Annotated in this window: 14 protein-coding genes; 7 read left to right on the forward strand and 7 right to left on the reverse strand. The window is 36.8% G+C overall.

Translation table 11 applies throughout. The features are described from left to right. Window positions 1-168 precede the first annotated feature (168 nt). The 6 genes from I6N96_RS05080 to I6N96_RS05105 form a co-directional block, all read right to left on the reverse strand. The gene (locus I6N96_RS05080) at window positions 169-411 is read right to left on the reverse strand and encodes a hypothetical protein (RefSeq protein ID WP_209556429.1); all 243 of its coding nucleotides are present in this window, start codon (window positions 409-411) and stop codon (window positions 169-171) included. Between the two features lies 1 nt (window position 412). Next, on the reverse strand, window positions 413-724 hold the full coding sequence (locus I6N96_RS05085; RefSeq protein WP_209556430.1) for a hypothetical protein: 312 nt from the start codon (window positions 722-724) through the stop codon (window positions 413-415). Between the two features lie 171 nt (window positions 725-895). Then, window positions 896-1,840, reverse strand: a complete 945-nt coding sequence (locus I6N96_RS05090; protein ID WP_209556431.1) for a hypothetical protein — start codon at window positions 1,838-1,840, stop codon at window positions 896-898. Between the two features lie 42 nt (window positions 1,841-1,882). Continuing rightward, window positions 1,883-3,166 (reverse strand): Ppx/GppA phosphatase family protein, encoded by a 1,284-nt coding sequence (locus I6N96_RS05095; RefSeq protein WP_209556432.1) that lies wholly within the window; start codon window positions 3,164-3,166, stop codon window positions 1,883-1,885. Continuing rightward, a complete protein-coding gene (locus I6N96_RS05100) occupies window positions 3,166-4,419 on the reverse strand; it encodes a hypothetical protein (protein WP_209556433.1) in 1,254 nt (417 codons plus the stop codon). Before I6N96_RS05100 ends, I6N96_RS05095 begins: the two co-directional genes overlap by 1 nt. Before the next feature lie 15 nt (window positions 4,420-4,434). Next, a complete protein-coding gene (locus I6N96_RS05105; RefSeq protein WP_209556434.1) occupies window positions 4,435-5,193 on the reverse strand; it encodes a hypothetical protein in 759 nt (252 codons plus the stop codon). A gap of 223 nt (window positions 5,194-5,416) precedes the next feature. Here I6N96_RS05105 and I6N96_RS05110 point away from each other — a divergent pair, with 223 nt between their 5' ends. The 7 genes from I6N96_RS05110 (at window position 5,417) to rpsA (ending at window position 11,517) form a co-directional block, all read left to right on the forward strand. Then, on the forward strand, window positions 5,417-5,659 hold the full coding sequence (locus tag I6N96_RS05110) for a type II toxin-antitoxin system RelB/DinJ family antitoxin (protein WP_209556435.1): 243 nt from the start codon (window positions 5,417-5,419) through the stop codon (window positions 5,657-5,659). After that, on the forward strand, window positions 5,652-6,002 hold the full coding sequence (locus I6N96_RS05115) for a hypothetical protein (protein ID WP_209556436.1): 351 nt from the start codon (window positions 5,652-5,654) through the stop codon (window positions 6,000-6,002). The genes I6N96_RS05110 and I6N96_RS05115 overlap by 8 nt, the downstream gene beginning before the upstream one ends. A 212-nt stretch (window positions 6,003-6,214) precedes the next feature. Then, window positions 6,215-7,252 carry a helix-turn-helix domain-containing protein gene (locus I6N96_RS05120; RefSeq protein WP_209556437.1) on the forward strand — a complete coding sequence of 346 codons (1,038 nt, stop codon included), beginning with the start codon at window positions 6,215-6,217 and terminating at the stop codon, window positions 7,250-7,252. 1 nt (window position 7,253) lies between these two features. Next, window positions 7,254-8,687 (forward strand): RecQ family ATP-dependent DNA helicase, encoded by a 1,434-nt coding sequence (locus tag I6N96_RS05125; protein ID WP_209556438.1) that lies wholly within the window; start codon window positions 7,254-7,256, stop codon window positions 8,685-8,687. 74 nt (window positions 8,688-8,761) lie between these two features. Beyond that, on the forward strand, window positions 8,762-9,289 hold the full coding sequence (locus I6N96_RS05130) for an SAG1386/EF1546 family surface-associated protein (RefSeq protein ID WP_209556439.1): 528 nt from the start codon (window positions 8,762-8,764) through the stop codon (window positions 9,287-9,289). Between the two features lie 223 nt (window positions 9,290-9,512). Continuing rightward, on the forward strand, window positions 9,513-10,190 hold the full coding sequence (gene cmk, locus I6N96_RS05135; protein WP_209556440.1) for a (d)CMP kinase: 678 nt from the start codon (window positions 9,513-9,515) through the stop codon (window positions 10,188-10,190). 115 nt (window positions 10,191-10,305) lie between these two features. Continuing rightward, window positions 10,306-11,517 carry a 30S ribosomal protein S1 gene (gene rpsA, locus I6N96_RS05140; RefSeq protein ID WP_209556441.1) on the forward strand — a complete coding sequence of 404 codons (1,212 nt, stop codon included), beginning with the start codon at window positions 10,306-10,308 and terminating at the stop codon, window positions 11,515-11,517. 221 nt (window positions 11,518-11,738) lie between these two features. Here the strand turns inward: rpsA and I6N96_RS05145 are convergent, their stop codons facing one another. After that, complete coding sequence (locus I6N96_RS05145) at window positions 11,739-12,185, reverse strand: hypothetical protein (protein WP_209556442.1); 447 nt, start codon at window positions 12,183-12,185, stop codon at window positions 11,739-11,741. Window positions 12,186-12,323: the final 138 nt, after the last annotated feature.

The following is a 12,323-nucleotide window of genomic DNA, read 5'->3' on the forward strand; positions in this document are numbered from 1 at the left end:
AAGTGAATTTGAAAATGGTAAGATTTGGCAACTTTTTGAGCGACAAGACAAGCGTTACTAAAGAGAAAACTGCATTTAAGGGTAGCCAAAACACGATGTTGTAAAATTTACGTCAAACGTATTTTTTGAGAAAAAGGGCGCAAAATTGATGTTTACACCCTAATTTAGTTACTCTCTATGCCGTAAAGCCTCTTCTAACATGGCTTTTCTAGCCGCAAAGGCATCTGCATCTAAATCTGACTTAGTTTGTAGGAGTGAAGCATAAAACTCTTCTTCTGGTGTATATTCTGGTTCGTTGGCTTTACGAATTTTTTCGGCTTGTTCTTCTTTGTGGACTTCCCAGCCTAGCCAAATAAAAAAGATAATACTTAATGCGCCGATAAAGGCTAATGCGAATACAAGTATGTTCATATTAATTTCCTCCTTGAAGTCTATTATTTGCCCGAATAGCGTATTCATCTACAATCATTTTTAGTCGTGGTTCGGCAGTTGGCGACATATCAGAAAGCTGTTGTTCTAACATGGATAAATTAGCGATATTATTCATTGCCGTGTTGGTGATGAGCGCCATACCATTTTCAATCATGTTCTTTCTGACTACGGCACGCACCACCTCGCAAGAATCTTTGTGAATTTGACGTTTGGTTACAGTTGGCATATGATCGGTTGAAAAATTGCTGGGACTAAGTGCAGCGGAATAATCGTTTTGTTCTTGGTTGTTCATGAGAAAAACTTCCTTTCGTGATTTATTTTTAAGTATTCGCGAATTACTTGAGGTAAGCATAAAACAAAAAAATCACTTTCGGAGAGAAACGGAACAGAAACGGAATTTTGTAATAGTTGAGCACAACAAAAAAACGCCCTGAAAAGGCGTTTAACTGGCGCATATTCGATTTTACCATTCCCAAGCAATACCAGAACGCAAACCGCCGTATAACTGCTTTAAATCGATTTCTATAGCTCCATTTTTATCAATATCAAGTCTATTCTTAGAGGTCGGTTTTCCAGGGCGCTCAATATCTGAAAGATTTTTATAATACCAAACTTTTTTTGGGATTTTACCTTTGAAAATTATTTGTTGCTTATATTCTAAAGTGGGTGTTTCAAAAGATTGTCCAGCAAAATTATTTTCTATTTTACTGATTGAATCCTTCGCAATAATTTCCTCAAAAGCAAATTTATAGGCTCTATTTCTTTGAAGTGGTTCAGAGAAAACAAGCGTATGAAGAGAGCCATTTTCTACATGTTCTGTTCTGACTTCTGATATTCCAAAGAGTGGTTTCACATTAGTCTTACTTCTAGAGTGATAAGCGAATCCGTCTTTCTTGCCCTGTGGTGTATCAACAAGAGAAATAATTCGTCGCTCTTGTGTATGCTTTTTAAAGTCTCCGTCTACAATGATGGTTATTACATGCAAATATTCCATGAGTAGTCCCATGTGAGGAATTGCAAAATCAGCAGAAAGAGGAGCGCCCGCATAATAAGCATTTAATAGAATAGGAGCTAAATCAGCAATCGCCATTCTTTCGCGTTTGTTTAGAGTATCTTGTTTGCGACGGGCAACTTTTTCATATTTTTCACGTCGTTCTTTTAACGTAGGGATATTTTCATATCCTCTTAGTAAACCATATGAAGCAAGTAAACACTCTGCTAGACCTTTATCTGATATAACATCTATAGCAGAAATAAAGCGACGTTTCACTATTTGAAAATCTTGATTAGCTCCGCCCATAACTTGTAAGAGAGTGGGCATGTCTAAAGCACGTGATGGAGTGAAACCTTTTTCTTTACGGAGCAATAATAGCTCGTCTGTTACGCTTTCAATTAGACTATTGTTCATGATGCGTTCCTTTCATCATTCTTGAAAGAATAAAATATACAGTTAAGCCAACAATCCTATTTCCTTTGGAAAACACAGGTCAAAGTCAATATCTTTAGAGTTAGTAAAAACTATTCTTTTATTGAAAGCGATACAAGCTCCAATTTCTGTGATAGTGCTATGTCCTATATAGCCATCTGGATTGCAAAATAAAACAGCGTCTGCTTCTTCTATTGCTTTAATATGTTCCAACTCAATTTTGAAACTTTCTTCTGGTTTTGAAATTTCTTGACCAGAAAATACTACAAATTCTCCATTAAAAAGTTTGGGATTTTTGATACACTTTGGGCTTAAGATATCTATATTCTTGTTTTTTAAGAAATTCATTAACTCATTAATGTCGTCTAAATGTTTCCTCATGCTTCCACAAATAACAACTTTAGAAAATTGTTGTTTTGTCACGCCAGACAGAAGATTGGCATCAGATGGAACAATATTATTAATTCCATATTTTTCAAAAATAGTTTGCGCTAATAAAGAACATGCTCGGGCGCCATTCATCCATTGAGGGTTTTCTGGCATAAAGCTTTGTAATTCTTCAAGAGTAGTATTGTGAACAACTTCTGAATTTCTATACTTGAAATCTTGGAATGTGATAAGTTTTCTCAAATCTGAATGATTAAATAGACTGTTATCTTGTAAATTATAGGAAGCTAATTCCATATAATTTAACTCTCCACCAGTATAAATCGCAAAATTTGACTTTTCCGAATTTTCTGGAAGCTTTTTTAAGACAAAATCCTTAATCTCTTTGGCATATTCTTTGGTTACATCCATATTTATATCTGGAAATGCTTTCAAAATACTGCCAACGCCAATGTCAATATTTATTTTCTTTGAGGTAATGCCGTGATTAAAGTAAACAATCTCAGTAGTTTTACCGCCAATGTTCAAAACCGCGTACTCCTTGTCGTAGTCAGTAACTGAGATAGCTTTTTCTAGATAGAAATTTTCTAGTTCATGAGAAATAACCTCAAAATCTACGCCAACATTTTCAAACAATCGAACTTTTATTTTCGACATTTGGCCTTCTGTCAATTTTCTGAATATCCCAGTTGCAAATATTTTCACTTCTGAAACGGAAACACTGCTATTTTTGATATTTTCCAGCAAAAATTGTTCTAATTCCTGCATGTTATCTTTATCTATTCCATATTCTGATGAATCGTCCTTAGTAAAGAAAATTGTTTTTTGAGAAAATGGTACTAATTTTCCTTTTTCAAACAATTCCGCCTTTAAAGTGCTCGAACCGATGTCAAATAACAAATTTTTATCTTGAATTATCACTATAAAATCTCCTTTATACTTTCTTTATCTAATACATCATGAGGCATGTGTTTCATCCTATAAAGAGAATCATTCGAGTTAGAGGATTCAACTTCTTTCAGGAATAAAATCCGCTTCATTAATGCCGAAGCATAATATATATGGCAAGAAGTAGCTTGACCTATTCTTTTATCTTTATTACACACATACAGTATATCACATTCTTCAATGGCTTTTAAATGTTCGTATTCACTTCCTTGTGTTATATCGCTACTTTTATTTAAGTTCTTCATAGGGCCTAGGATCTCTAATTTAGCATTTTCACATGCTTGTATTTCTTCCATTAAGAATTCTTTGTATTTATTTACACTGCCACAAACAGTTATTTTTTTGTCAGGATTAATAGTGGTACTTTGTATTGGATTCTCATTTCTGGGAATGATTTGAGTCACTCCCAGAAATTCAAATATTGCTTCCATGAGTAAATGACCATACTGAAAATCTCTATTTTCGTCTTTTTGGTTTGAAGTTTCTAAAAAAATATCAATGTTTCTTTTTTTATATTGATTCAAATTTATGCTAATCACGTCGTCTTCGAACTCCAAAGGGTAGCAATTTTCTTCCATATAAGATAGTTCATTTTTTAGAATTATAGCTTTTCGAAAATTGCTATTTTTTGGCAATTCGTTTTCAAATTTTTTAATAACTTCCTTTTTACATTCCTCATATTCATCGCTAGTTTGAATACCTTTCCCCCAAACTGATGCATGCCTTGCTCCTAATTCTATACACTTATACATATATTCGTCGTTATGTTTATAATACATTTCAAAAAAAAGATCTCCCACATTTACGACTATAGTGTCATTTTCCGTTGTAGAAGGAAATAGATTTTGGACATTTTTTGTAAGTGAATCACTATCAAGAAAATTCAATAATAGCTTAGTAGTGTTATAGAACTCTCGAATTATACTCCTACGCAAAATGTCATTTTCTAAATCTTTTCTAAATCTCTTCTCGATAGTAGGTTCAACAAATACTTCAAAATAAATATTTTCATTTGCCATTAATTCTGCTTTTTTACGCTTTATTCCTTGGGCAAGATTTTGAAAATAATCATTAACTGTTATGTTATCGTCAATATTTGCAGGGCTTAGATATCCCGGGGTGGAATTGTTATCTCTGTATAGCTTAAAATTTGATAAAATAGAAAATACTTTAATTTTAGTTGCACTAGCAGAGAGGTAGTAGCCTTTTATTTCTTCTGTGTTCAAAAAATATCACTTCCTTTATTTTCCGTTGTTTTCTAGTTGTTTTATACTGTCTAATTGGTTGATTACCCTAGTAAGAATTGTGTCGCTATTATCCTCAAATAATTTATTCGAAATAGTGTCTTCAATAAAAGATAAGTCATCTTTTATTTGAAAAAGACGGCTTTTTAATTGCTCTATTTCTTTGTTTGTCGTAATTTCTGTATCGTGCATAACTCTTTTAAGAGCTTGCATCATGACATCTCTCATGTTTTCTTCTTTGAGGATAGCCTTAGGAGCTTTGCCTGTCTGTTTGATATTAGGAATTTGAGAAAAATCATCCTTGTCTTCTTCATATTTTTCCCATAAAGATTTTACGCCTTCAACCAGTCTAATTTTCCATTTTTCCATTTCGATTAGCCTCAAACTTTGTGGATACTTAATATAATGGACATCCTTAATATCAAATAGATAATTTGATTTGTCATCCATAATGAAAAAAATCGGTTTCCTAAGTATCATCCTCAAACCAGCCTCGTATAGAACATTCGGATTAGAAGTACTCAAATCACAAATAACTATATCGTCCTCATAAATTTCCTGAAATATTGTATTCGTTATAAGATGACCACCAGTACCTTCCCATACTCCCTCACACTCCCAGTCTGAAAAATACCCTTCCTGAAAAGATTGTTTTATTATTGCTAATACATCGTCCCATTGACAGTCAGGATATCCTTCTATTTGTGCAGGAGATATCGGCATAACTATGCCAATTTTTTTTATTTTATCAGTCATAAAGTTTCCCACCACCTTCACTATTTTAACTAATTATAACATTCGTTCGCATTATAATGAAAGCGCTATTTGTCCTGCTTGTTGAAAAATCAACGTTTTCGTGCTATAATGTCGTTCAGAGATGTAGCAATTTAACAAAAATCTCTCACTCTTACTAGTGCAAAAGGTGCATTCACCTCACTAGTAAGGGCGGGTGAAATATATAGAAAAGGGGTTGATAGCTTTGGATATCCATTTACCAGAGAAAGAATCGGAGCAAGCGGAAAAGTTATTTGCTGAGTTCGGTTTAACTGTCGAACAAGCAGTTGAGCTGTTCATTGCTCAAAGTCTAGAAAATGGCACATTGCCTTTTATTCCAAAGATTAAGCCCAAAAATAAGCTTAAACTCGATTCTAATGGAAAAGGCGGTTTTATTGTTCCAGATGATGCCCCAGAAGATTTCAAGGAATGGGTAAGGCATGGCTGATTATGCAGTTTACTTTACTTGGTTTGAATTTGAAGAAAACAACGAGGAAGGCAAAGAAAGACCTGTAGTTGTTATTGACTATGACGAGGAAACCTTTGTTTATGAAATAATGGGTATTTATTCGGAAAAGTCAAAATATGACTATCCTCCCCTAACTGAAAAATTCTATAAAATCAAGGATTGGGAAAGTGCTGGTCTAAAAGTTCCGTCATATATTGATGTATCTAGAAGTGTTGAGGTATCTTTTAATGGATTATTTCAATCACCGTATAGAGGTCAATTATCTAAACGTGACGTTGTAGGCTTACTAGCAAAAATCGCTATTTACAACATTAATCACTAAACACATCTTCGCACCTTTTACACTCTCGTTTGCGCGAGAGTGTTTTTAATTATCCCTATTTTATGATTATAGGTGATTTAAACAAGTAAATGTATACATAAATAAAAACAAGGCGTTTAACATAAGTTAAATACCTTGTTTGTTAGGTGTTCGATTTTACAATTATAGTTTAAGTATAGTTTTAATTTTTATGTCTTATGGGTGATTGTCATATGAAGACGTTATTCATTTTATCGTTATTCAAACAGGGTTACAAGGTAAAAGTGTCCACACTCTATCACTTGCTGAAGGGAAAGCGAACAGTTTCAGTCTTGATGAGTGGATTTCTATTTGATAATTTTTTCTGTTTCCAATTATTCCCTGAGTTGAGAGAAGAAGCGTTTTATCAAATACTTCAACAGCTGATAAAGGATGGCTGCTTGGATTTTTATGAGGAATCATTGGAAGCAAGACTCACAGATAAGGGGAGACAACGGCTGCAGAAAAACAGCCTGCACATTGATTCGTATACCAATCATTTGAATGGATACAAGTATGGAAAAACAGAAATGGAAATGTGGCGCATTCTTCAATTTTTAGTGCAGGTGACCTCTCACTTGTCTTATCAAAATAATCGCTATATCCCTTTAGAAGCTTCGCCCAAGTATCAATTGAAAATAAAAAAACTTTTGACTGAGATAGATAGGAAAAATGTTGGTTCTTTGATGAAAAATGAATGGTCTCTGATTTTTGATCGGCTGTCAGAGGAGGAAAGCAGCTTTCTTGTACAGCAGTTTTCCGGCTATCAGTGGAATGGGAAAGCCGAACAACAATTATTGCCTGATTTTTCAGCTTTCCAAAAAGCAGTATACCGAAAAAACATCTATCATCATCTTTTCAGCTGCATTGAAGAGTTAGAAGAAAATGCGGTGTTGAAGAGAGCTGTGGGAGAAAGCATAGAAAAAAATAAGAATCAAAGCATGCTTCGGACGCGTGAGTTGTGGTCAGAAGGACACTCGCCTGCGGAGATTGCTGGAATAAGAAGGATGAAGCCCAGTACCGTTAATGACCATTTTCTGGAACTGGCAATGAGCGAGCGAGGATACGCGTTCGATCAGTTTATTCCTTCAGAACAGATTCGCTGCTTTCAGGAAATCAGCCTTCCTTGTCAGGAATGGCGATATGCTGAGTTGAGACAGCAATTTGAGGTGGATTATTTTTCTTTTCGAATGTATCAAATAGAGCAAATCAAAAGAGAACGTGGGAAGTAATATGGATTTAAAAAAGATACTGCTTGATCATTTTGGTTATTCCTCATTTCGAGAGGGACAGCAGGAAATCATAGAAGCATTGTTAAGTAATAAGGATACATTGGCGGTATTGCCGACTGGGACAGGGAAATCGTTGACGTACCAATTTGCCGGAAAGGTTCTTTCGGGATCTGTGCTGGTCGTTTCTCCGCTGCTTTCCTTGATGGAGGATCAGGTCAGACAGCTGCAAAAACAGGGGGAACGCAGAGTTATTGCATTTAACAGCTTTTTGTCCTATGATGAAAAGCAGTACATTTTAACACATTTACATACGTACAAATTCATTTTTATCAGTCCGGAATCATTGATGAAAGAAGCTGTTTTGAGTAAGCTTCAGGAAATGAACCTCTCACTCTTTGTTATTGATGAGGCTCATTGTGTTTCTCAGTGGGGAGTGGATTTTAGACCGGAGTATGTTAAAATAAAAGACGTGCTGCAAAAATTGGATTTCCCCTTGACCTTGGCATTGACAGCAACTGCCTCAGCAAGCGTAGAAAATGAAATAAAAGAGTACCTTTTCAAAGAGCCTGCCAATGTCTGTGTATTTGTCTATTCGGTCAACAGGAAGAACCTTGTGTTGGCTGTTGAACAAACACAGGAAAAGGAGCAGCGGCTTTTTGATTACTTGGCAGTAATGAACAGAAAAGGGATTGTTTATTGTACAGCGAGAAAGACGACAGAAATGCTGTGTCGCAAAGTACGGATGCAGACGTCACTGCGTGTCGCATTTTATCATGGTGGGTTGTCAGCAGGGGAGCGCAATAAAATCCAGCAACAGTTTATTGATAACGATCTTGATGTATTATTTGCGACAAATGCCTTTGGGATGGGAATCGACAAACCAGATATTCGCTTTGTGGTTCATTATGATTGCCCTGCCAGCTTAGAAAACTATGTGCAGGAAATCGGCAGAGCAGGAAGAGATGGACTGTCGGCAAAAGCGGTTCTGTTGTATAGAGACGGAGACGAAATCATTCATCGTTTTTTTAGGGATGAAGTAAAAGAGGATCTGAATGCGCTGCAGAGGCTGATAGAAGGCCATAGCGAGTTTTCTCCAGAGCTTATTGAATCAATGAGTGAGATTCAGCAGAAATGGTTACAGGGCTATCTGGATGGCTCCTACACGCTTGAGACATTAAACGAGCGGCTTCAAAAAAAAGATCAAGAAAAATATTATCAGCTGGAGCAGATGCTGGAATACATTCATACAAACACTTGCCGCAGGGGATTTATCATGAACTATTTTTCTGAGGAACCATTGACGGAAAAAGAAGAACTCTGCTGTGATAATTGCGGCTCTGTCGCAGAAATAATGATTGAAAGTGAAAAGACAGTTGAGATGCCTGAAGAATCTTGGCAGGAAATATTAATAAGATTATTTAAAGATAAAAAATAATCTTATTTTTATCTCTGCACATCTAGGCAAGCTATGTTATAATATCAAACGATACGATTTTAGGAGGAAAGACAGTGAGTAAAAGAGATAAAAATAAACCAACTGAGGCACATGAACCTTGGGAACAATCAATTTATGATACTAAGGATGATGCCGGACACTCAAGAATCGAAAAACGACAATACAAAAAAGGAAATACCGTCTTTTTGACAATTCTGGTTATCTTATTACTATTGATCATTGCCTTACCTATAGGGACCTTCTGGTGGGTAGCAAGAGATAAGCCGAACGATGGTAAAGCAGGTACTGCGACAACGTCTTCGTCGATTGCTGCATCGTCTACACAATCCAGTTCAGATCCTGCTTCATCAACACAGGAATCATCAACATCGGTAGAAAATCCGGAAGATCCTGAGACGCCTGTAGAAGATCCAAATGCAGAGCCGGAAGCAACAGAGCCAGTATATGCCGAAGTGCAAGCCGGTGAAGGATTCAGACAGGTTGCTGAAAGATATGGTGTAACGGTAGAGCAAATTCTAGAATTGAACGGATTGAGCGCAGATGCTGTTCTACATCCGGGAGATTCACTACGAGTTCAATAAGAAATTTAAACAGGGCTGGGTCAACGCAATATAGCGATGGCTCAGTCCTTAAAAATGGATATAGAGTAAATCAGAGCTGTGAAAAGGGAGAAAACTTCTTATTCATATTTTGTAAAGGCGGCCTCTAGGGCAGTTTTTCTCGTCTGATAATGAAAAATAAAAGAATAGATAGTCGGATCAGGTCTGTGTTAGATTTGACATCCGGAAGAGAGTGGAGAGAATAATGAAGAAGATAAGTATTGCAATTGATGGACCAGCATCTTCGGGGAAGAGCACCGTCGCTAAAATATTGGCAGAAAAACTGAGCTACATCTACTGTGATACTGGAGCGATGTATCGTGCGCTGACCTATCTGGCGATAACTGCCGGAGTAGATATGGAGGATGGTTCAGCCCTTTGCAGACTTCTTTCACAGCATTCGATTACCTTTAAGCAGCAAAGCGAGGGTCAATTGGTCTTTGTTGATAAGGAAGATGTGACTGAAGCCATTCGTCAAGGAGATGTGACGAATACGGTCTCAGTAGTAGCTGCTCATGGGGAAGTTCGTGAAAAACTAGTTGAGCTGCAGCAGCAAATCGGCAAACAAGGCGGTATCGTTATGGATGGACGCGATATTGGAACAACCGTGTTGCCGGATGCAGAGGTAAAAATATTTTTGGTTGCCAGTGTTGAAGAGCGTGCTGAGCGACGATATAAAGAAAATCTGTCTAAAGGTATCAATACAGATTTTGAAACACTAAAGCAGGAAATCGAAAGACGAGATCGAATTGATTCAACTAGAGAAGTATCTCCGTTGGTACAGGCAGAGGATGCTGTTCGGATCGATACAACCGGAATGACGATTTTAGCAGTTGTTGAAGCAATTGAGGCAGTGATTTCGGAAAAATTAGGTTTAGATTAAATAAAATGTGATATTTTAAGAGAAATCGCTTTATTTTTTGCTCCAAATCCCTTAATATTAAAGAAACAAGTCATTATTAACGAATTTTTGTTGGTGTATAGGAGGATAAGTGTTCATGACAGAAGAGAAGCAAGTAGAAAACAGCAATGTAACAATGGAAGATGCGTTGAACAGCTTTCAAGAAGTGAATGTTGGCGATATCGTTAAGGGCGAGGTTCTTGCAATTGAAGACAAGCAAGTTGTTGTCGGGATTGTAGGCGCCGGTGTTGAGGGTGTTGTACCAGCGAAGGAATTATCTACTTCCCAAGTCGAAGATATCAACGATTTTGTGAAGCTGCATGATGTTCTGGATTTGGTAGTGATCACGTCTATCGGTAAAGACAAAGAAAACGGCAGCTATCTGCTGTCTAAACGCCGTCTTGATGCGAAAAAAGTTTGGGAAGATATCGAAAAAGATTTCCAAGCCGGCAAAATCATTGAAGCGCCAGTTACAAATGTTGTAAAAGGCGGTTTAGTTGTGGATGTTGGTGTGCGTGGATTCGTTCCTGCATCAATGGTCGAAGACCATTTTGTTGATGATTTTTCTGAATATAAAGGTCAAACGATGACATTTAAGATCATCGAGATCGAACCTTCTGAGAATCGTTTGATTTTATCTCATAAAGCAGTTGTGGAAGCAGAAAAAGAAGAACACAAGAAAGAGATTCTTGCGGATCTGCATGACGGAGATATCGTTGAAGGAAAAGTAGCAAGATTGACTGATTTTGGTGCTTTTGTAGACTTAGGTGGTATTGATGGACTGGTACACGTTTCAGAAATCGGTCATCAGCATGTTGATAAACCAGGAGATGTTCTTAGTGTCGGAGACGATGTGAAGGTCAAGATCCTGTCTATCAATCCTGAGGAAGAACGTATCTCACTTTCTATCAAGGAAACATTGCCTGGGCCATGGTCTGATATTGCAGAAAAGGCGCCGGCTGGTACAGTTCTTGATGGTACAGTGAAACGTTTGACTAGTTTTGGTGCTTTTGTGGAAGTGTTCCCTGGAGTGGAAGGACTTGTTCATATTTCACAAATCTCTCATAAGCACATTGCAACACCTCATGAAGTTCTTCATGAAGGAGATGAGATCAAAGTCAAGGTATTGGAAGTCAATGAAGGAGAACACCGAATTGCTTTAAGTATCAAAGCTTTGGAGGCGAAGCCGGAAGTGCAGGAACAGCCAAAAGAAGAGACTGAAACCTATGAAATGCCTGAAGAAAGCACTGGATTCACAATGGGTGATATTCTGGGCGATCAATTAAAGGGTCAAGGTTCTGACGACTAGAAAAAGAAAGCGGGGCAGAAGAATATTCTGTCCCGCTGCTTATTTTAAAGCAGTGATTGCTTATGTTTATGCTTAGCTTTATGGGAAGTAGGAAGATTTTTACTTCTGTCGCTATTTGATGCAGCAGGTTACTGGTTATGAGTCCGATTACCTTTGAAACAATGTTTATTTAATTTTAAAAAGCGGCTGGGGTCTTCTTTTCCCAACCGCTTTTTCATTTATTATAAATCTTTATGTGAAGCTTCTTGATAAAATGTTAAAATAGAGCCATCGATAGTAGTCAGGTTCGCATATAAATTTCCATTATAGGCTTTTTGAATACTTATCTTTTCTTTACTGTTTTTATTGGCAAGAGCAACTAGCTTTTCCAGCTTTGTTGTTGGAATAATAGAAACCATGTCTTTACGAGGAGTCCCTTGAAGGATATGGACCTTTATTTTCGGCTGCATGTCAGCTGGACTGATAAATTGCTGGTAGGGAACAGTGTAGGCTGAAGCATAAACTATAGTCTGATCATCATCTTTTAATTCAATTCTTGTCAGCCAGCCCAAGGTTGTGCTGAACCAGGATAATGTTTTTTCAATATCATTAGAGTAGTAAACAGATTCCATACCCATAGAAAGCGGGCCTTCAGGAATGAACTGAGTAGTAGTGTGGGAATAGATCATAGTTGGTCCTCCTTTTCCATAAATGTCTAAGTCCAATTATAAGGAATAAATAATCATTTTTCAATTAAGGAGAAAAAATTCTCTTTTTTTAAAAACCTGTTAAAAATACTGATTACTCAACAGTTCTGCAAAACAATC

Source organism: Enterococcus larvae (assembly GCF_017830045.1).
GTDB classification, from domain to species: domain Bacteria; phylum Bacillota; class Bacilli; order Lactobacillales; family Enterococcaceae; genus Enterococcus_L; species Enterococcus_L larvae.

Coding starts and splice junctions, on each gene's coding strand:
- I6N96_RS05080 (WP_209556429.1), bottom strand. CDS start 411: ATGAACATACTTGTATTCGCATTAGCCTTTATCGGCGCATTAAGTATT.
- I6N96_RS05085 (WP_209556430.1), bottom strand. CDS start 724: ATGAACAACCAAGAACAAAACGATTATTCCGCTGCACTTAGTCCCAGC.
- I6N96_RS05090 (WP_209556431.1), bottom strand. CDS start 1,840: ATGAACAATAGTCTAATTGAAAGCGTAACAGACGAGCTATTATTGCTC.
- I6N96_RS05105 (WP_209556434.1), bottom strand. CDS start 5,193: ATGACTGATAAAATAAAAAAAATTGGCATAGTTATGCCGATATCTCCT.
- I6N96_RS05115 (WP_209556436.1), top strand. CDS start 5,652: ATGGCTGATTATGCAGTTTACTTTACTTGGTTTGAATTTGAAGAAAAC.
- I6N96_RS05120 (WP_209556437.1), top strand. CDS start 6,215: ATGAAGACGTTATTCATTTTATCGTTATTCAAACAGGGTTACAAGGTA.
- I6N96_RS05125 (WP_209556438.1), top strand. CDS start 7,254: ATGGATTTAAAAAAGATACTGCTTGATCATTTTGGTTATTCCTCATTT.
- cmk (WP_209556440.1), top strand. CDS start 9,513: ATGAAGAAGATAAGTATTGCAATTGATGGACCAGCATCTTCGGGGAAG.
- rpsA (WP_209556441.1), top strand. CDS start 10,306: ATGACAGAAGAGAAGCAAGTAGAAAACAGCAATGTAACAATGGAAGAT.
- I6N96_RS05145 (WP_209556442.1), bottom strand. CDS start 12,185: ATGATCTATTCCCACACTACTACTCAGTTCATTCCTGAAGGCCCGCTT.